The sequence below is a fragment of the Paractinoplanes rishiriensis genome (genome assembly GCF_016862375.1).
Classification (GTDB): Bacteria; Actinomycetota; Actinomycetes; order Mycobacteriales; family Micromonosporaceae; genus Actinoplanes; species Actinoplanes rishiriensis.
This window is the reverse complement of sequence record NZ_BOMV01000048.1, coordinates 88,874-107,146: the sequence shown is the minus strand read 5'-3', so window position 1 is coordinate 107,146 and position 18,273 is coordinate 88,874. Positions and strand designations below refer to the sequence as shown.

The following is an 18,273-nucleotide window of genomic DNA, read 5'->3' as shown; positions in this document are numbered from 1 at the left end:
GCCGAAACGGCGGCCCGCTGAACCAGTCGGGTCGCCGTTCGGCAGAAAGTGAATCAGATCACGCGGATGTTTTCCGCCTGCAGGCCCTTCTGGCCCTGGGCGATGTCGAACTCCACGCGCTGGTTTTCCTCGAGGCTGCGGAAGCCGCTCGCGGAAATCGCCGAGAAATGGGCGAAAACGTCGGCGCCGCCGCCATCCTGGCTGATGAAGCCGAAGCCCTTGTCGCCGTTGAACCACTTCACGGTACCGGTAGCCATGTCTGCTCCTTCGCAGGCTGTCAGAGTCCGCACCGTACGGACTCTTTCGCCGCCGCGTTGATCACCCGCGTCGGAACCGACACGAAAAACGAAAAGCGCCTGTACGGGTAGTGATAACCCATCAGGCGCCGAAAACGTCTACGGAAATCAAAACTGCAACGCGACCAACATAGCACAGCCGCGTCGGACGCGTTGGCTGACGGCGCATCAGCACGCAGACCGCTTGAATTGACCTAGGGCAGGAGCAGCCCCCAGTACACGGCCCACGGGACGAAGAGCACTCCAGCCGTTAGCGGGAGCAGGAGAACGCCGTCGCGCCGGTCGCGCCAGTAGTGGACACCGAGCACGAGCGTCGCGAGGACGGCGACGACGGCCACCGCCTGCAGCATCAGCCATGAGACCGGGCGGCCGGCCAGCATCGGGCCCGGGTCGAAGGTGCGGCCGCGCGTCGCCTGCACGAAGCCGAGGTAGGAGAGGCCGCCGAGCATCGCGATGAGGCCCGCGCCAGCAAGCAGCTTGGCCGAGCGCGGGGCCGCCGATCCCCGGCGGCGCACCGCACGCCATCCGGTGACCAGCCAGAACCCGCCGAACCCGGCAAGCATCACGACGAGCATGCCCATCTGCACCCACGCCGACTCGTACCAGGCCAGCGGCGGCACCTCGGTGGTCGGGCTCGGCTGGTCTCCGGTGCCCGCCACGGAACTCGGCGGGGCGGCGCCCGCCGCGACGGCCACGACCCAGGACGTCACGAGTTCGATATAGCCCGGCGCGAAATCGGTGCCCTTGTCGAACCCGGTGGCCGTCGTCCGCACAGAATGTTCGGCGTCGGCGAAGGTGCGCAGGGTGTAATGCCGGTTCCCGCCGGCATCGAGCGCAGCCCGGAAGCCGGCGACGCTCTCGACCGGCGGCGTCAGCCGGTCTTTCGCACCCCAGACGCCGAGCAGGGGCACGGTCAGCGCCCGCATCGGCGGCGCCGGGTCGTGGTACGGCTCGGGGAACATCCCGAGGCCGGAGATCATCCGGTAGAACGTGCGTGTGCTCGCGTCGACGAGCGAGCCCTCGACGCCGGCGTGGTGCATCTTGGCCACGTCGGCCCAGGTCTGCTGGCGCAGCGGTGCCACCGCGTTGGCGCCGACGACCACGACGAACGCGGTTTCGGGTGCCCGGGAGGCGGCGAGCGGGGCAACCCAGCCGCCTTCGCTGAACCCCCAGATCCCGACGGCGGACGGGGCCACCTCGGGCCGTCCGCGCAGCACCGCGGCCGCTGCGGCGGCGTCATCTGCGAGCTGTTTGTAAGAGCGCTGCATGAGCGAGTAGCCGGCGGTGCGTTTGTCGTAGGCGAGCGTCGCGATGCCCGCCCGCGCAAACGCGACGGCCTCCGCCCGGTACTTCTCGCGCGGGCCGGGCCCGGCGCCGTGCACGAGGACCAGGCCGGGCCTGCCCGACGCGGCCTGCTCGGGGACGTACAGCGTCGCCGCGAGCGTGAGCCCGTCGCTGGTCGGGACGCTCAGCGCGACCTCCGCGACGCCTGGTGCATCCGGCGAACGGGCGGGCACGGCGGGCGCCAGCGCCAGCGTCAATGCCGCGAGTGCCACTCCGATGGGCAACATGGCCGTCCTTCCACAGAGGAATATTTGCAGAGACTTCTTTGCAAATATGATTCTGCTATCGTGAGCGCGATGGCGGATCAGGGAGAACCCCGAGAACTCACCGATCCCGCCGCCCTGAAGGCGCTCGGGCACCCGATCCGGCAGCAGATCCTCAGGCGGCTGCGGCGCGACGGGCCGGCGACGTCGACCTCCCTGGCGCGGGCGCTCGCCGAGAGCACCGGCACCACCAGCTACCACCTGCGACGCCTGGCCGAGCACGGTTTCGTGCAGGAGCTGCCGGAGCGGGGCAACGGGCGGGAGCGTTGGTGGGAGGCGCCGAGGCAGGACATCCGCTTCGGGCGGCGCAGTCACATGAGCGCAGCCGCCCGCGACGCGTTCGCCGAGCTGGGACGGCTGGAGGTGGCCGCCGACGTCGAGGCGTTCACCCACTTCCAGCAGCGGCGCGACACACTGGGCGAGTGGGGCGACGCGCTCCTCTTCGCCCGCGGCGCGCTACGGCTCACGCCCGAGGAACTGCTGCGGTTTTGGAACGACTACATGGCGCTTTTCCAGCGCTACGCCGACGAGACGCGGGAGCCTGCAGACGGGGCCCGGCAGGTGCTACTGCGGTTCCTAGCCTTTCCCGACGTCGACGAGGATGCCGCCGCGACCAGGCCGACCGACGGCGACAACTAACGCCGGCGGGCAGGACGATTGTGGCGTCACCGATGCGCTGGAAACCACGCACATGTGGTGTCTGCGCACGATCGTGCGGCAGCCGGGCACGTTGCGGGCCGCCGTTCGCTAATGCGACGAGCTGGCGGCCCTATGGTAGAGCGACCGCCTCGACCCGCCTCGACCGCGTGCGCGACGCAATCGCGGCTGGTCCACGCCTGGGTGTGGCGCTCAGCGCCGTCGAGCGGCGCCGGCATGAACACGACCACTGAGTTGCGAGGATGAAGCCGACGACCTGGCGTGGGCACCGTCCGGCGTCAGGAGAGCGTCACCCTTGTCGAGGGCGTCGGCGCGTTCCAGAAAGGATGGTCCTCCGTTGTGGTCGAGCGCCGGCCGCCGATGGTGAGGGTGTAGAGGGCGTCGTTGTGGACCCAGACGTGGGTGATCTTGCGGAGGGCCCTCTTCGCCGGTTTCGGGGTCGATGTACTAGACGTCGTCGCCGACTTCAGGTCTTTGATCTTCTACCCTGCAAGATCTACTCGGGCACTCCAGCATCGTGGTCACCGCCGACACCTACCAGCGTGCTGCCCGATTCGCAGCGCCGCTGCGCGGACGCCACCGCCGCGCTGGTGCTGGCCGCAGCCCGGCACACGCAAACGCATCAAGGAGAAAGCCGCCAAGAACCGGCCCGCAGGACGTGGCGAAAAGAAACACCCTCGGAGAAACGACCCACCGGCAAGAAGCGAAGCCGCAGGTCACGAAGCCGCTGCCACTCGTACCGTCACGTAAGGTGACGACACCCATTTGCCACCCACACGCCACCCAACCTCCACACAGGCCGGACAACGCGAAAGGCCCGAACCACGTTTCCGCAGTTCAGGCCCCAAACAATCAAGCGCGCCCGAAGGGACTCGAACCCCTAACCTTCTGATCCGTAGTCAGATGCTCTATCCATTGAGCTACGGGCGCTCAGTGCTCCGCCAGCATACACACCGGCCGAACACGCGGAGACTCCGGGATTCGAACCCGGGAGGGGCTTTAAAACCCCAACCGCATTAGCAGTGCGGCGCCATAGACCAGACTAGGCGAAGTCTCCCCGGTGGCCCTGGGACCACCGACGCTTGAGGATACCGGACCCGTTGCGGGCCGCACAAAGAGGTTAGGGGTCCGCGCGTCGCCGGGTTTGGGGAGCGCCTCCAACAGGTGAAACGCGGTCGAAACGGCTAGGCTGCCACGGCATGGAGGAGAAGCCGCCCTCGGAGCGCCGTGGCACGCCGCGCGCTCGTTCTGCACGGCCCGCGTTCAGCGCTCCCGAGCAGTCCGAGCCGGAGGAGAAGCCGGCCCAGCGTGCGCCACGCCGCGCCACCAAGGCGGCGCCGGCGGTGACTTTTCAACCGCCGAGTGCCGAGGATCACCCCGATCGGGGGACGGCACCATCCCGTCCGCGCCGAGCGCCGGAACCCGCCCGCGCGGCCGACCCCAAGGTCAACCCCCGGAAGCCCCGGGAGCAGGCCCCGGCTTCCGGCACGGACGCCGCCGCGCCGCCTCGGGACATTCCGGCTCAACCCGCCCGCCGCAGCCCCAAGCCGCCGGCCCCGGCACCCGAGCCCGCCGCCAAGCAGCCGCCCGCCCCGGCACCGAAACCTGCCAAGACGCAGCCGCCGACCGCTGATCACTCCGCCACGCAGCCGCCCGCCCCAGCGTCCGAACCCCCCGCGCAGTCGCCCACCCCGCCGGCCGAACCCCCCGCGCAGTCGCCCGCCCCGCCGGCCGAACCCGCCGCGCGGCCGGCGGCCGGCGCACAGCCGCCCGCCCCGGCGTCCAAACCCGCCGTGGAGAACTCCGCAACGCCGCGAACCGGCGACGCGACTGGGACAGAGCCGGCGAAATTGTCCGCGGAACCGATCAAGGCCGCCGCACCCAGCCGGGCTAGGAAGAAGGCAGCCGCCACCGAGGCGGGCAGCGCCCCTATAAGTAAGGCCAAGAAGGCGACGCCCGCGAAGCGCACCCCGCGGAAGGCAGTCCCGACCGACGCGACGCCGCCGGCGCCTACCCCGGTAGCCGCAGCCGCCGTCGGGCCAGCCCCTGCCCCAGTGGGAGAACCCACCCCCGCCGAAAGACGGGAAAGCCCGACACGTCCCGACTCGGCCGCAAAGATCCCGACCCAGCCCGAGGCGGCCGTAGAGGGTGCCGTCCAGCCGGAAACGGTCGAGGAAAGCGCCGCCAGGCCGGACGCCGTCGCGGAAGACACCGCCCAGCCGGAGGTCGCAGCGACGAGGCCGGCAACGGTGCAGGAGACCGTGGAAACCCCCGACGACCCCTGGACCAAGCTCCTCGCCGACCCCGGGCACGCCCCCGAACTCCTGGCCCTCGCCGCGGTCCAGGTCCTCGGCCCCCGAGCCCAAACCTGGGCCGCCAAGACCAGGCACTCCTACCCCACCGCCACCCCCCAAGCCTTGGCCCGCCTGGCCACGGAGCAGTTCACCCGGTTCGGCAGGCTCACCCGCGTGCTCGGCGCGGTGGCCGGGTCCGTTGCGCCGGCCGCCCTGGTGGGGACGGCGGCTCTCACCCACGCGGAACTTGTTCTGCACCTCGCTGCGGCGTACGGGCAAGACCCCACCCACCCGCAGCGAGCGGCCGACCTGCTGGTCATCACGCGGGTCCATCCGACTCTGGCGGATGCCGAGGCGGCCCTCGCCGCTGCCAGCCGGCCGCCCTACGAGGACGAAAGTGGCGTATCCGGCGCAGTGTGGCGGTTCGGGCGTCTGCTGGCGGTTCAGACCGGTGCGTGGACGGTGGTTCGGGTGGCTAATCACTACTTCCCGGGCACGAGTCTGCTGGCGGCCGCCCTCAGCGGTAACGCCTCGGCCCAAGCCGTTGCGGCGAGAGCCCACGCCCATTACAAAGTCACAGCCAGGTGAGCCAGGACTTCGGCAGGAGGGTGTAGCCGACGAACGCCGCCACGTCGAGGATCGTGTGGGCGACGATCAGCGGCATCACGCGCTTGTACTTCAGGAAGAAGAGGGCGAACACCACGCCCATCACCGCGTTGCCGACGAACGCGCCGAAGCCCTGGTAGAGGTGGTACGAGCCGCGCAGCACGGCCGAGCAGACGATGATCCAGCCGATCGGCACGGTCATCTCGCGCAAACGGGTCATCAGGTAGCCGACGACGATCACCTCTTCCAGCACCGCGTTCTCGACGGCGGCCAGGATGAGGACCGGGATCGCCCACCACACCTGCTCTAGCGCGGCCGGGACGATCTGCGCGTTGACGCCCAGCGCGGACGCCGCGTACACCAGAAGCAGCCCGGGAATCCCGATGCCGGCGGCCAGCAACGTGCCCCAGCCCGCGTCGAAGCCCGGTCGATCGGCCGTGAGGCCGAGGGTGCGCCACGGGTTGATGCGGTCGCGCATCAGCAGGTGAATTGCCAGCGCCACCGGCACCAGGGAGAAGAAGATCCCGAGCAGCTGGTACGTGAGGTCCAGGTACGGCCGGGACGACTGGGACGCGTTGAGCACCGCGGACTGCTGGCTCAGCGGCTTGTCGGCGGTGAGCTTGGCGATCAGCGACACCACCGCATAGAACGCGGACTGCCCGAGCGAGAGCAGCAGAACGATGACGATCTCGGCCGAGAGGAACCGGCGGCTGACGGCAGCAGTCACGCGACAACTGTAGGGGTGATCACCCGAACGGGGACGGCCGGCTAAGCATAAACGGACCTATCAGGGCAAGCGACGCGCCGCAGACTGAGACGAGTCGCACTTTTCGTGCGTCGTGCTTCTGACTGTTGTGACCACCCTGAATGCATGGGAGACCTCGCACGCTTGCTCAAAGAGAGCTGGAGTCTCGTCGAGGAGCATCAGGACAAGGTAGCCGGATATTTCTACGCGCGGATGTTCCTGTCCCGCCCCGACCTTCGCGATCTGTTCCCGGTCCACATGGATGTGCAGCGCTCCCGGCTGCTCAGCGCGATCGTGACCGCCGTGCAGACCCTGGAAGACCCGGAGAAGTTCGACGACTACCTCAGGGGCCTGGGCCGGGATCACCGCAAGTTCCACGTGGAACCAGATCACTACGAGGTGGTGGGTGGAGCCTTGATCGAAGCGATGCGGGCGTACGCGGGCGAGCAGTGGGGCGTCGAGTACGACCAGGCGTGGGCCGACGCGTACGCGGTCATCGCCGCACGCATGATGGCCGGCGCCGAGGCCGACACCAACCCGCCCTACTGGTACGCAGAGGTGGTGTCGCACGAGCGCCGGGCCAAGGACATCGCGGTCTTCACGGTGCAGCCGATGCAGCAACTCGAGTTCCGCGCCGGGCAGTATCTCAGCCTGGAGTGCCCCAAGTTTCAGCCCCGGCTGTGGCGCACCTACTCGGTGGCCAACGCCCCGCGCCGGGACAACACCCTGGAGTTCCACGTACGCGCGCTGGGCGCCGGCTGGGTGTCCAGCTCCCTGGTCCGCCGGTTGCAGGTCGGCGACATGGTCAAGCTGGCCGCTCCGATGGGCACCATGAACCTGGACCGGCGCTCCACCCGGGACGCGGTGTTCATCGCCGGCGGCACCGGGCTGGCCCCGATCAAGTCGCTGCTGGAGGAGCTGACCCGGTACAACAGGACCCGCTGGGTGCACGTCTTCTTCGGGGCGCGCAACCGGGAGGACCTGTACGACCTGGCCGACCTGAACCGGCTCGCGGCGCGCTACCCCTGGCTCTCGGTGGTGACCGCGTGCAGCGACGACCCGACCTTCCCGGGCGAGCAGGGCAACATCTCCGAGGTCGTGGCGCGGTACGGACCGTGGAACGACCACGACTTCTTCGTCTCGGGGTCCGGCCCGATGGTCAAGGCGACCCTCAAGACGCTCGCCGAACTCCAGGTGCCGTCGATCCGGATCCGGTACGACAGCTTCTCGGAGATGGGCTAGTAATCCCAGGGCCGCCCGGACTGGTGGTAGTTCGCGACCGGCACCAGGTTGGACTCGGCGGTCATCCGGTCCACGTACAGCCGGCCCTCCAGGTGGTCGATCTCGTGGGCCACCAGCCGCGCCATCGCCCGGTCGAACGTCGTGATCACCCGGGTCCCGTCGTACCGGGCGTGCTCCACCTCGATCCGCAGCGGCCGGCGCACCAGCCCCCGGTAGTCGAAGAAGGACAGGCACCCCTCGTACTGCTCGTCCCGGTCGGCCGACTCACCCACCACCCGCGGGTTGAGCAGCACCACCGGGTCGGCGTTCCGGTCCGGCGGACGCACCACCGCGGCGGCCACCGACCGGCCGATCTGCGGCGCCGCCAGGCCCACGCCCTTGCTGAAGTCGTGCAGTTCCTCGAGCCGGGTCAGCGAGGTGAGCAGCGCGGTGACCGCCTCGCGGGCCGCGGCGTCCTCGCGTGGCAGCTGGAAGTGCCGGGCGCGTTGCCGCAGCAGGTCGGAGCCGCGCTGCACGATGCCGATCCCGCGCATCCGGTGCGAGGCCCGGCGCAGGTTCGGCGACGCGGGCGCCACCTCGGCGTACGACGGCGCCCCCACTCCGCGGAACCGCCACTCCAGCCGGTACCGGGCGTTCAGCAGCGGCGCGTCGGTCGACCACTCGAAGATGGCCCGGTCGTTCTCGCGGTGCCGTTCCAGCGGCGAGCGCACCGGCACCTCGGCCGCCAGCGACGTCTCCACGCCCCACACCTGCGGGTCGAAGCTCTCCGGGAAGTCGAGCCGGACGGTCAGCCTCCGCGTGGGCAGGCGCACGGCGCGCTGGAACCACTGGCCCCACTTCTCCACGCCGACCGTGTACGCGTACTCGATGACCGTGCGCTGCCCCGGATAGAGCGGGAACTGCCCCCGCTCGTTCGCGAACAGCAGCCACACCTCCTTGGCCGCGTCCCGGTCGAGCTTGATCCGGGAGTGCATCGGCTCGACGGCGCCGCCCTCGCCGGCGAACGCCTCCAGGGCCATCTCCTCGAAGGTCAGCGGGTGCTCCCGGTGGTGCCGGTTGGAGCCGGCCGGGTCGTGCGGGTAGCGGTCCACCGAGATCTTCACGAGGTAGCGGGTGACCGGCTCGGCGCCGGCGTTGTAGAGCGAGCGCCGCACCCGGCAGCGGTAGCCGCCGTCCGCGTAGGCCAGCTCGGCGACCTCCTGCTCGACGATCAGCCCGGTGCCCGGCGGCAGCCACTGGACCGGCACCGGCGGGTCGCGGTGCAGCGTCGAGCCGCGCGCGTGGCGCAGTTCGTCGTACTCCTGGAAGCGTTGCCAGATCAGCCCGCCGGCGCCCAGGACCGCCTCGGCCCGGCGGGCGAAGTCCTCGGTAGGCTTGTGCCGCCGCCCTTCCACGTGGCTGACATAGGAGGGGTCAAAACCCATACGCGCGGCAAGCTGCTTCTTGCTCATTCCGCGCTCGACCCGCCAGTGCGCCAGCGCCGTAACAAATTGGTCAGCGGCCCGCTCGACGGGTGAGGTGGTCATCATCGATGTCCCCTTCGCGACGAGAACTTCAGTGTCACCGCCGCCCGATGTCCGCAAGGTGCTAGTAGCGCGTTGCCGACAGATACCTTGACGAATCCGGCAACGGCTCAACTCACGGTTAGGTAACCCTGGCCGAGGGTATTCGCCCGAAAGTTCAGGCTTCCTGGGTTGGTTAGGCTAGCCTTAGAGGTGTACGGTGAGTCGTCGTTGGCGGCTCGGGACACAGTGGTCCCGGACGAAGGTATGGCGAGGTGAGAGCGGTGATCTGGAACACAGAGTCACCGCGGAGTGGTAGCCGTCAGTGACCACCGCCCTCGTCCCCCTGACTCGTCCCACCGCCCCCCAGCTCCTGGCACCGGTGACCGCCACCCTGCGCGCCATGTTCGGCACCAGCACCGAGCTACCGGGCCTGGCTCCCGACCTCCTGGTGCACGACCCCACCGGTTGGCAGCCCGCCGCCCGGCTCGCCGAGGACCACCTCGATCTCCTGCTCTCCGGAGCCGGCCGCCGCTGGAACGCCCAGCCCCACGCCGCCGCGGCGCTGGCCTGGAAGGCGTACACCTATTGGTTGGCCCTGCCCGCGGTTTTGGGTTTCGCCTCGGCCCGCCGGGTTCCCCTGATGACCGGCGCCGACGTCCTGATGCACTTCAACGACCCCCGCCCGCTGGTCACCCTGGGCCTGCGCGCCGACATCCCGGTGGCCGTCCTGCCCACCGACCCCCTGGCGCTGAGCGGCCTGCCGCAGGTGCGCGTGGTCCCGGACGAGCAGACCTTGCTGGCCGAGTTCCGCCGCACCCTGCTCGACGAACACCTGACGCCGCTGCTGAACGCCATCCACACCCGGGTCCGGCTGGGCACGCGCACGCTGCTGGGTTCCCTGTCGTCGGGCGTCGCCTACGGCGTCCTCCGCTCCGCCGACGCCCTGCCCGGCCCGTCCGCCGAGACCATCGACCGCCTGCTCGAGGCCCTGGGCGTGGCCGACCTGATCGAACTGGTCCCGGACCGCAGCGGCAAGCTGGATGTGCAGCGCAAGACGTGCTGTTTGGCTTTCACGCTCCCGCAGCCCAAGGTTTGCAAGGGCTGCTGCATCAAGCCTTAGAAGGTACGGGTAAAGCCGGGCCGGACGGTCTCTCGCCCGGCTAGCTGCATCGCCGGCTCCGCGCGCAGCCACCGGGCTGTGCCCGACCCACCAGCAGCCGCCCGCCCCCGGCCCACAACCGGATCGTGGCACGCACACCACCGAAAAGGTCGGAGGGCGGTCCGGGGACCGCCCTCCTCAGCTGATGTCGGGGCCGGTCAGGACCGCGGCCGGGTCGTCGACAAGCTGGCGGACGTCCCAGACCCAGGCGCCGCCGATCCAGGTCGGCTCGACGCCCAGCAGGCCGGTCATGGCGCGCAGCATCTCCGTGTCGCGGGGCTGGGGGGTGAGCATGATGGCGCCGGCCTTCCAGTAGCGGAGGTCGGCCAGGGTCATCTCGCGGCGGGTGTCGGTGATCTCGGGGATCGGGTTGCCCTGGCGGATCGAGGCCATCAGGCCGCTGGTGGGGCGCCACGGCGGCGAGAACAGGGCGGTGCGGTCCGCGGGGTTCAGCGGGTTCTGGTTGGGCAGCAGGGCGTAGGCGCCGGCGATCCGCATGTCCTGGCCGGTGGCGGCGCTCCAGCGCAGCGGGTCGGGGTAGCTGGAGTCGGGCAGCGGCAGCGTGACGACCGTGTGGTTGTCGTCGACGTACCGGCGCCACTCGCCGGAGGCGATGAACTCGGGCGCCTGCACCTGCGGCAGCGTGGGCAGCGGGGTCGGCACCAGCGGGACCAGCGCCATCGCCACCGCGGTGACCATCGCCACCCGGACCGGGCCGCGGGCCGCCGGCTGCGACTTGACCAGGTCGACGGCGCGCTGGACGCCGAGCGCCAGCAGGATGCCGACCGCCGGCGCGATCGCCATCGCCCAGCGGGTGGGCACCGCCGAGTTGAGCACCGGGACGCTGTGCAGCAGCGCCCACGGGCCGGTCACCCCGGTGTTGATGCCGTCCATCATCACGCGCGGGCCGAGCGACATCGCGGCGAAGATCAGGGTCACCAGGCCGACCGCGAGGACCGCGGGCGTGCGGCGCATCCAGACGATCAGGCCGAAGAACAGAATGACCAGACCCCACCCGAAGAATGCGTTCTCCTCCTGGGGGTTCTGGGCGAGCCGCTCGGCGAGCACCGCGTCACCCGCGATGGACCGGGTCGCATAAGCGGTGAACGACGCGAGGTCGGCACCGAAGTTGCGAACGAACTCCGGAAGTCCGTGGTAGGCCTGCGGGCCGAAGAACTGCACCGAGAGCGGATACGCCAGCACCGCGACGGTGACCGTGCCGGCCACCAGAAGAGCACGGAGGAATGCGCGGATCTCACCCCGGTGCCGCTTACGCCGGGCCAGTGCCATGAACGCGCAGAAGAAGCCGAGTCCGACCGCGGTCATGAACAGGATTTCCAGGTTGATGAACGCCTGCCAGATCAGCAGCGCGGCGAGGATCAACCCGTTGCGCAGGGACCGTCCGGGGGCGCGCAGCCGCAGCGTACGCCAGATGATCAGCGGGACCAGGAACTGCGAGACGATATTCGGGTGGCCGCCGGCGTGCGACACCATGCTGGGTGCGAACGTGCAGAACATCGCACCGAGCCAAGCGGCAAGTCGCGAGCCGACGAACTGACGCGAGAGCACGAAATACCACGAGATGCCGGTGAGTGCCAACGCAAGAGTAAGAAATACGTTGAACGCCACATGCGGACCGAAGAGCAGAGTCACCGGTGTCATCGGGATGGAAACGGCCAGCACCGAGGTGTTGGCCATCATGTTCACCCCGTCGGGGTAATTCATGCGATCCGAGAAGAACGGATAGGCGCCATCCGTGACGACCCGAGCGCCGTGCGCCAACATCCACTCAAAGAAAGCCTGATCCTGCGGATCGTCGGCCATCCCGTGACCAAGGTTGGACCACAGCGGCCACGTGAGGTAGAGCGATACAGCGATGAACGTCGCTATCGCAACCGCGTCCCGCCAAGTGAGCGAACGCCACGCTCGGCGTTGCGTTGGTGGCTCCGTGTGCTGCTCAGGGGCGACCTCGACGGCGGGGACGGGCGAGACCGGAGCGGTCGTCGCGACGTCGTCCCTCAGGCTCCGAAGCTCGGCGTCCAGGTCGTCGGTCTCGGTCACTTGACGGGGCGGCAGAACGTTGCCGCCGGCCGACTGGCCTGTCGAGTCAATACCCGTAATCGTCATAGCATCGGCGAGCCTAACCGAGGTTGGTAACGTTGTTGTGTCGAGGAGCCAAGGCGTGATCGAGCCGATATGAACGTTGTATTCCGGGCATCGGCAGCGTCACGGACATGGACAGAAGCTCACCGAGTACCCCGACCGCCTATGTCTCAATCAGGCAAATAATGGGCGGCTAGGGGCCGCTCAACTTTCGGTTACGCGTGCCGGATGGTTAACTCGTTCGGTCCCGCTGTCAGCGATCGGCAAGACGAGGGAACCTTACTTATGGCAGACATCACTGGAGACCAGCGGATCCAGTCCGAAGTGCTCGAAGGCCTTGCCACGGCCGTGAACCACCGCCGGTGGTTCGTCGAGCTCGCACTCCCGTACCTCGGGGACAACCCGATCGAGATCGGGAGTGGTCTGGGTCTCTACGCGCTCGAGTGGGCGGAGCACCTTCCGCGGTTCACGGCGACGGAAGCCGATCCAGACCGGCTGGTGCAGCTCAAGGAGCGCATGGCCGACCACCCGAACATCGACGTCCGGCAGATGCTGCTGCCTTCGCCGGACGCCAACGGGGAGTACAGCGCCGCCGTCTCGTACAACGTCCTCGAGCACATCGAGGACCACGTCGGGGCGCTGCGCAGCATGGCCGACCTGGTCCGCCCCGGCGGGCGGGTCATCCTGATCGTGCCGGCGTTCATGTTCGCCATGAGCCAGGTCGACATCGCGACCGGGCACATCCGGCGGTACACCAAGAAGACCATGCGGGCCGCCATGGAAGAGGCCGGCCTGCAGATCGAGAAACTGCACTACGCCAACGCCCTCGGCCTCATCGGCTACTACGGCGCCACCAGCATCTTCAAGCTGGCGCCCAAGGAGGGTCCGATGGTCAAGGTGTACGACTCGCTGGTGCTGCCGCTGACCAAGGCGGCCGAGAGCATCGTGAAGCCGCCGTTCGGCCAGTCCGTCTTCGTCGTGGCGCGGACGCCCGGCTGATCGCGTACCGGCTGATCCCGTACCAGAAATGTCAGAGGCCGCCGGGCACCTGCCCGGCGGCCTCTGCGTGACGGCTCAGCCACCCACCTGAAAGGTGGGGCGGATCGTTGCCCGGGCCACGGTGTGGAAGGCCAGGTTGAAGCCCACGTACGCCGGCGAGGCGTCCGGGCCGACCTCGAGCTTGTCGACGTCGATCGCGTGCACCGCGAACACGTACCGGTGCGGGCGGTCGCCGGGCGGCGGCGCGGAACCACCGTAGTTGCGCTCGCCGTAATCGTTGCGGACGCAGAACGCGTCACCGGGCAGCGGGTCGGCGCCGCGGGCCAGTTCGGTCACGGTGGCCGGCAGATTTACCAGCACCCAGTGCCAGAAGCCGCTGCCGGTGGGCGCGTCCGGGTCGAAGCAGGTGACCACGAAGCCGCGGGTCTCGTCGGGGAAACCCGACCAGGAGAGCTGGGGTGACAGGTTCTTGCCGCCGGCGCTGGGGTGCGCGAACACCTCGTCGAGCGGCTGTCCGTCCGTGACGTCCGCGCTGGTCACGGTGAACGACGGGACCGGCGGCAGCAGATCGTACGGATCGGGGGCGAGTGGGCGGTCGAGACTCATGGCGAAGTCCTCCGGCGAGGTGGAGAAGATCTTCTCTGCATTCGGAAACCAACGCCGAGAGTAACCGGTCGGTAGGTTCGCCGCCGGGCAGGCAGCCGGTCACCCGATCGGGGAAACGCACAGATGGTGCGCACGGGTTCTGAGGGGCCGGGCGATGCTTCTGTCTGACATCCGACCGGGTGCGTGTGGCAGAGATCCCCGTGCCCGGTGGCGATAGGTCGCTACGGCCAGCAAGTCGGCACTCGTTCCCATCGGGCGGGTGCCGACTGCTGTCTGAGGGAATGCGGCCATCGGTCAAGCCCGCGGTGGGAGCATTTGGGAGTGAAAGCGCCGCTGCCCGCTGACGAGCACGCCCGGCTGGCAGCGCTGCACGAGGCCAACGTGCTCGACACCGCGCCGGAGGAGGACTTCGACGACATCGCGCTGCTCGCCTCGGAGATCTGCGGAACCCCGATGGGGCTGGTGAGCCTGGTCGACGAGAACCGGCAGTGGTTCAAGGCCAAGGTCGGTGTCGATCTCGACGAGACCCGGCGCGAGCTGTCGTTCTGCGCGTACGCGATCCACGGACACGAGTTGCTCGAGGTGCCGGACGCGACGGTCGACCGGCGCTTCGCCGACAATCCGTACGTCCAGGCGGAGGAGGGTATCCGGTTCTACGCGGGGGCACCGGTGGTGCTGGACGGCACGCACGCCGTGGGCACGGTCTGTGTGGTCGACCGGGTGCCGCGTGAGCTCAGCGACGCACAGCGGCGCGCGCTGCGCAGCCTGGCCCGGCATGCGGCCGTACAGCTTGAATTGCGTCGTTTTGCTCGCCATGCCGGGGACGTCGCGGACCGGCTGCGTCAGCTCGACCGGATGAAGGACTCGTTCCTGGCCACCGTGAGCCACGAGCTGCGCACGCCGCTGTCCACCATCCGCGGCTACCTGGAGATGCTGCTGGAGAGCGACTTCGACCAGGAGACCTCGCGGCGGTTCCTGTCGGTGATGCAGCGCAACTCGGACCGCCTGCTCCGGCTCATCGACGAGCTGCTGCTGGTCGCCCGGCTCACCGAGGAGAGCATCGAGCTGGAGCCGGCCGAGCTCGACCTGGCCGAGCTCGTCCACCAGGTGATCGCCGCGTGCCGGCCGCTCGCCGAGCACAAGGAGGTCGGGCTGCACGACCGCAGCGGGGGGCCGGTGCCGGCCCGGGGCGACGGGAAACGGCTCGCCCAGGCGCTCAACCACCTGGTGGTGAACGCGATCAAGTTCACCGGGGCGGGCGGCGAGATCACCATCGACGCGACCACGGACGGCGAGCCGCAGCTGATCATCACGGACACCGGCGTGGGCATCCCGTCGGACGACCTGCCGCACGTGTTCGACCGGTTCTACCGCTGCCCGTCGGCCGAAGTGATGGCGGTGCAGGGCCCGGGGCTCGGGCTGGCCATCGTGAAGTCGATCATCGACGCGCACCACGGCAGCGTGCATCTCGACAGCAAGCCGGGAGTCGGCACCACCGTACGGCTCACCCTGCCGCGTCGCTGATGCCGGCCTCGCTCGATGCGAAGCCGGCATCCCGCACTATTTATCGAATCGCCGTAATTTCCCCGGCTGTTCCTAGAGGCGCCCCACGCTGAGCCCGGAATAGAGCTTTCGATACACCACTCCGGTGCGGCGGTTACCCGCGTCGATCATCATCCCGTTGCCCATGTAGATACCCACGTGCCCGCGGCCGACCACGAGATCTCCGGGCCGTGCCTTGCCGCGCGCGATGCGCTTGGCGCGGGCCGCCTGACCGCCGGACGAATGCGGCAGGCGAATACCGGCTTGGGCGTACGCGCGCTTGGTGAACCCGGAGCAGTCGAAGCCGCCCCGGCCCTCCCCGCCGCTGACGTAGCGCGCGCCGACCTGGGAGCGGGCGTACGCGATCACCGCGGTCATGTTGCCCAGCCGCATCACCTTCTGGGTGCGTGGCTTGGCGGCGGGCCGGGTCACCGTACGGGCTCGGACAACCGTGCGCTTGACGGTGCGGGCCTTGCGGACCCGGACCGTGCGGTGCGTGGCGCCGGCGCGGGCCTCGTCGGCCGTACGCCGTGCCGCCGCATTCCGGACCGGCTCGCTACGCCTGGTCACGGCCGCGGTGGCGGCATTACGCGCGGGCCGGGCGGGAGCCGCGGCGGGACGGCGGGGTGCCGTCGGTGTGACCGGGCGGACCCCGGTAGCGCGCCGGATGACGGCACGCGAGGCGCGTTGGGCGGCTATCGCCCGCGCCGAGAATGCGGAGTCGGGATCGAGCGTGGCGACCTCGGAACGGGCCGGTTCGGTGACCGACTCGGTGTGCACCGGAACGGTCGCGGTGGCCTGCTCGACGGGTTCAAGGGCCGGCGTGACGACAGCCAGCGCGATGGCGCCGGCGGTCAGTGCCCGGCTCGCGGACGGACGGTGCAGCGTTGCCTCCGAAATCGGCCCGGGGCACTCGCGCGAATCCCGTCCGGGTTGGCCATTACTGCTGCCGCGCCGGTGCCGACCGTCATTGGACGGCATTGGGAACCCGGACTACTCGTCATTTCCGTCGACCATGCCAACACAGATCCGGAATGCTTTGGGGGATGTTTCACACAATCAACCCCGGATATTTTCGAAAAGAATGAGCTTTGAGGTGTCGATCGCCGCATTTCTATTTCCGAGATTTTCCTGTGATCGTCCCGTGATCAGGACAGGGAAACCCTGGTCCCGCGGCTGCCGGGCGACTCGTGCACCACGAGCGTGGCCAGCCTGGTCCCGGCCGGCACGTCGAACGGCAACACGCCGGTGACGGTCGCTCCCGGGGCGATCTCCTCGAGCAGGGTCGGGTTCCGATCGTTCACGAAGGCCGCGGCCCGATCATCGACCGGGTACGCTCGGCCCTGGGTGTCGACGGCCCGCTGCGCGCCGCCGTCGAGCAGGTGCGCCTCCCCACCGGCGTTCTCGGCGGAGACCTCCACCAGGCAGAATTCGCCCTTGGCCGGCTGCCGCAGATCGGCCGGGCCGACCTCCTCGACGCCGCAGCGCACGCCGGTCACGGTGACCATGAAGACGCCCTCGGCCCCGGTCCGGTCCAGCGTCGCCAGGTCGGTGCCGGACTCGAGCTCACCGGCGCCGCCCCCGCTCGCCGCCGCCGACGGCATTCCCGCCGGGGTTGCGGTGGGTGTGTCGCTCACTCCGCGCATGGCGTACGCGCCGGAGCCGATCGCGATCACCGCAAGTGCACCGGCCAAGGCCCAGGGCCAGCGAGGCCGCCGCGGGCGGCGCGCTGGTTCCGCGGATGGCGTGTGGTGTGGCGGCAGGGCGGGCACGGTGGCTCCCGAACCGGGTCGGCGACTGCGGCGGACGGGCTCCCGGCTCCCCGAGCCCGAACGCGGCCACCATGCTCGGCGCACTCCGGGTGCGACGGCGGTGCGACGCGCCGCAAATCGGGCTAATCAGTGCGTAAACTCCGCCTTAAAACACTCGAAAGTGGTACGTTACGGCGGTCAGGGGAGCAACAGGATCTTGCCGAGGTGGTCGCTGGACTCCATGAGGCGGTGCGCGTCGGCGGCTGCGGCCAGCGGCATGGTGGTGTGAATGACCGGCTTCACCGCGCCGGCCTCGACCAGCGGCCACACGTCACGGCGTACGCCCGAAACGATCCTGGCTTTGTCGGCCGGAGGCCGGGCCCGCAGGGACGTCGACGAGACCGAACCGCGCTTGGCCATCAGAGCGACCAGATCGAGCTCGGCGGTGCGGCCACCCTGGAAGCCGATCACCGTGATCCGCCCGTTCGGCGCCAGCACGTCGATGTTGCGGGCCAGATACTTCGCGCCGACGATGTCGAGCACCACGTTGGCCCCGGCACCACCGGTGAAGTCCTTGGTGGCGGTCACGAAGTCGGTCTCGGTGTAGTCGATGACGAGGTCGGCGCCGAGCGCGCGCAGCCGGTCGTGCTTGCCGGCCCGGGCGGTCGCCACCACGGTCGCGCCCAGCGCCTTGCCGAGCTGGATCGCGAACGTGCCGATGCCGCTGCCGCCGCCGTGCACCAGCAGGGTCTGGCCCTTACGCAGCCGGTCGCGGTCCACCACGTTCGACCAGACCGTGCAGGCGACCTCGGGCAGCGCGGCCGACTCCTGCACGGACAGACCGGCCGGCACCGGCAGCAACTGGCCCACCGGCACCGCGACCCGCTCCGCGTAGCCGCCGCCGGACAGCAGGGCCGCCACCCGTTCGCCGACATGGTGCTCGGTCACGCCCGGTCCGACCGCGCCGATTACGCCGGCGCACTCCAGCCCCGGCAGCTCCGAGGCACCCGGCGGCGGCGGATAGTGGCCCTGCCGCTGCGACACGTCGGCCCGGTTGACCCCGGCCGCGGTGACGTCGACCAGCACCTCGCCCTCGCCGGGCACCGGATCGGCCACCTCGCGCGGAACCAGCTGCCTGTCTTCGATCGTGATCGCCTGCAT

15 protein-coding genes and 2 tRNA genes are annotated in these 18,273 nt (G+C 69.6%); 6 read left to right on the top strand and 11 right to left on the bottom strand.

Annotation, left to right across the window (positions count from 1 at the left end):
- Positions 1-53 precede the first annotated feature (53 nt).
- Positions 54-257: a cold-shock protein gene (locus Ari01nite_RS20235; RefSeq protein WP_203782827.1), complete on the bottom strand. Its 204-nt coding sequence runs from the start codon at positions 255-257 to the stop codon at positions 54-56.
- Positions 258-490: 233 nt separating this feature from the next.
- Complete coding sequence (locus Ari01nite_RS20230) at positions 491-1,867, bottom strand: alpha/beta hydrolase family protein (RefSeq protein WP_203782826.1); 1,377 nt, start codon at positions 1,865-1,867, stop codon at positions 491-493.
- A gap of 69 nt (positions 1,868-1,936) precedes the next feature.
- On the opposite strand from Ari01nite_RS20230, the gene Ari01nite_RS20225 reads away from it, so the two are divergent.
- Entirely contained in the window at positions 1,937-2,542 is a 606-nt protein-coding gene (locus Ari01nite_RS20225) for a winged helix-turn-helix domain-containing protein (protein ID WP_203782825.1), read from the top strand.
- An 875-nt stretch (positions 2,543-3,417) separates the two neighbouring features.
- Here the strand turns inward: Ari01nite_RS20225 and Ari01nite_RS20220 are convergent.
- Positions 3,418-3,490: transfer RNA gene (locus Ari01nite_RS20220), tRNA-Arg, on the bottom strand.
- Positions 3,491-3,526: 36 nt separating this feature from the next.
- Positions 3,527-3,617 (bottom strand) — tRNA-Ser (locus tag Ari01nite_RS20215).
- A gap of 1,192 nt (positions 3,618-4,809) precedes the next feature.
- Between Ari01nite_RS20215 and Ari01nite_RS20210 the strand changes: the two genes are divergently transcribed.
- Positions 4,810-5,442, top strand: a complete 633-nt coding sequence (locus Ari01nite_RS20210; protein ID WP_203782824.1) for a hypothetical protein — start codon at positions 4,810-4,812, stop codon at positions 5,440-5,442.
- Here Ari01nite_RS20210 and Ari01nite_RS20205 read toward each other — a convergent pair.
- Complete coding sequence (locus Ari01nite_RS20205) at positions 5,429-6,187, bottom strand: CPBP family intramembrane glutamic endopeptidase (protein ID WP_203782823.1); 759 nt, start codon at positions 6,185-6,187, stop codon at positions 5,429-5,431. The two genes, Ari01nite_RS20210 and Ari01nite_RS20205, sit on opposite strands and share 14 nt — an antisense overlap.
- Before the next feature lie 144 nt (positions 6,188-6,331).
- On the opposite strand from Ari01nite_RS20205, the gene Ari01nite_RS20200 reads away from it, so the two are divergent.
- Entirely contained in the window at positions 6,332-7,447 is a 1,116-nt protein-coding gene (locus tag Ari01nite_RS20200; protein WP_203782822.1) for a globin domain-containing protein, read from the top strand.
- On the opposite strand, the gene Ari01nite_RS20195 is transcribed toward Ari01nite_RS20200, so the two are convergent.
- Positions 7,444-8,973 (bottom strand): peptide deformylase, encoded by a 1,530-nt coding sequence (locus tag Ari01nite_RS20195; protein WP_203782821.1) that lies wholly within the window; start codon positions 8,971-8,973, stop codon positions 7,444-7,446. The two genes, Ari01nite_RS20200 and Ari01nite_RS20195, sit on opposite strands and share 4 nt — an antisense overlap.
- A gap of 379 nt (positions 8,974-9,352) precedes the next feature.
- On the opposite strand from Ari01nite_RS20195, the gene Ari01nite_RS20190 reads away from it, so the two are divergent.
- Positions 9,353-10,072, top strand: coding sequence for an IucA/IucC family C-terminal-domain containing protein (locus Ari01nite_RS20190; protein WP_203782889.1), 720 nt, complete (start codon positions 9,353-9,355; stop codon positions 10,070-10,072).
- Between the two features lie 177 nt (positions 10,073-10,249).
- Here Ari01nite_RS20190 and Ari01nite_RS20185 read toward each other — a convergent pair whose 3' ends face one another.
- Positions 10,250-12,238, bottom strand: coding sequence for a DUF6311 domain-containing protein (locus Ari01nite_RS20185; RefSeq protein ID WP_203782820.1), 1,989 nt, complete (start codon positions 12,236-12,238; stop codon positions 10,250-10,252).
- 261 nt (positions 12,239-12,499) lie between these two features.
- On the opposite strand from Ari01nite_RS20185, the gene Ari01nite_RS20180 reads away from it, so the two are divergent.
- Positions 12,500-13,213, top strand: coding sequence for a class I SAM-dependent methyltransferase (locus Ari01nite_RS20180; protein WP_203782819.1), 714 nt, complete (start codon positions 12,500-12,502; stop codon positions 13,211-13,213).
- A gap of 75 nt (positions 13,214-13,288) precedes the next feature.
- Here the strand turns inward: Ari01nite_RS20180 and Ari01nite_RS20175 are convergent, their stop codons facing one another.
- Positions 13,289-13,819 (bottom strand): YbhB/YbcL family Raf kinase inhibitor-like protein, encoded by a 531-nt coding sequence (locus Ari01nite_RS20175; RefSeq protein WP_203782818.1) that lies wholly within the window; start codon positions 13,817-13,819, stop codon positions 13,289-13,291.
- Between the two features lie 321 nt (positions 13,820-14,140).
- On the opposite strand from Ari01nite_RS20175, the gene Ari01nite_RS20170 reads away from it, so the two are divergent.
- Positions 14,141-15,343 (top strand): GAF domain-containing sensor histidine kinase, encoded by a 1,203-nt coding sequence (locus Ari01nite_RS20170; protein WP_203782817.1) that lies wholly within the window; start codon positions 14,141-14,143, stop codon positions 15,341-15,343.
- Between the two features lie 72 nt (positions 15,344-15,415).
- Here the strand turns inward: Ari01nite_RS20170 and Ari01nite_RS49930 are convergent, their stop codons facing one another.
- The 3 genes from Ari01nite_RS49930 to Ari01nite_RS20155 form a co-directional block, all read right to left on the bottom strand.
- Positions 15,416-16,141 (bottom strand): C40 family peptidase, encoded by a 726-nt coding sequence (locus Ari01nite_RS49930; RefSeq protein WP_239162868.1) that lies wholly within the window; start codon positions 16,139-16,141, stop codon positions 15,416-15,418.
- A 368-nt stretch (positions 16,142-16,509) separates the two neighbouring features.
- Entirely contained in the window at positions 16,510-17,037 is a 528-nt protein-coding gene (locus Ari01nite_RS20160) for a DUF4352 domain-containing protein (RefSeq protein WP_239162867.1), read from the bottom strand.
- 273 nt (positions 17,038-17,310) lie between these two features.
- Positions 17,311-18,273, bottom strand: a complete 963-nt coding sequence (locus Ari01nite_RS20155; RefSeq protein WP_203782816.1) for an NAD(P)H-quinone oxidoreductase — start codon at positions 18,271-18,273, stop codon at positions 17,311-17,313.

Coding starts and splice junctions, on each gene's coding strand:
- Ari01nite_RS20235 (WP_203782827.1), bottom strand. CDS start 257: ATGGCTACCGGTACCGTGAAGTGGTTCAACGGCGACAAGGGCTTCGGC.
- Ari01nite_RS20230 (WP_203782826.1), bottom strand. CDS start 1,867: ATGTTGCCCATCGGAGTGGCACTCGCGGCATTGACGCTGGCGCTGGCG.
- Ari01nite_RS20225 (WP_203782825.1), top strand. CDS start 1,937: ATGGCGGATCAGGGAGAACCCCGAGAACTCACCGATCCCGCCGCCCTG.
- Ari01nite_RS20200 (WP_203782822.1), top strand. CDS start 6,332: ATGGGAGACCTCGCACGCTTGCTCAAAGAGAGCTGGAGTCTCGTCGAG.
- Ari01nite_RS20195 (WP_203782821.1), bottom strand. CDS start 8,973: ATGACCACCTCACCCGTCGAGCGGGCCGCTGACCAATTTGTTACGGCG.
- Ari01nite_RS20190 (WP_203782889.1), top strand. CDS start 9,353: ATGTTCGGCACCAGCACCGAGCTACCGGGCCTGGCTCCCGACCTCCTG.
- Ari01nite_RS20185 (WP_203782820.1), bottom strand. CDS start 12,238: ATGACGATTACGGGTATTGACTCGACAGGCCAGTCGGCCGGCGGCAAC.
- Ari01nite_RS20180 (WP_203782819.1), top strand. CDS start 12,500: ATGGCAGACATCACTGGAGACCAGCGGATCCAGTCCGAAGTGCTCGAA.
- Ari01nite_RS20175 (WP_203782818.1), bottom strand. CDS start 13,819: ATGAGTCTCGACCGCCCACTCGCCCCCGATCCGTACGATCTGCTGCCG.
- Ari01nite_RS20155 (WP_203782816.1), bottom strand. CDS start 18,273: ATGCAGGCGATCACGATCGAAGACAGGCAGCTGGTTCCGCGCGAGGTG.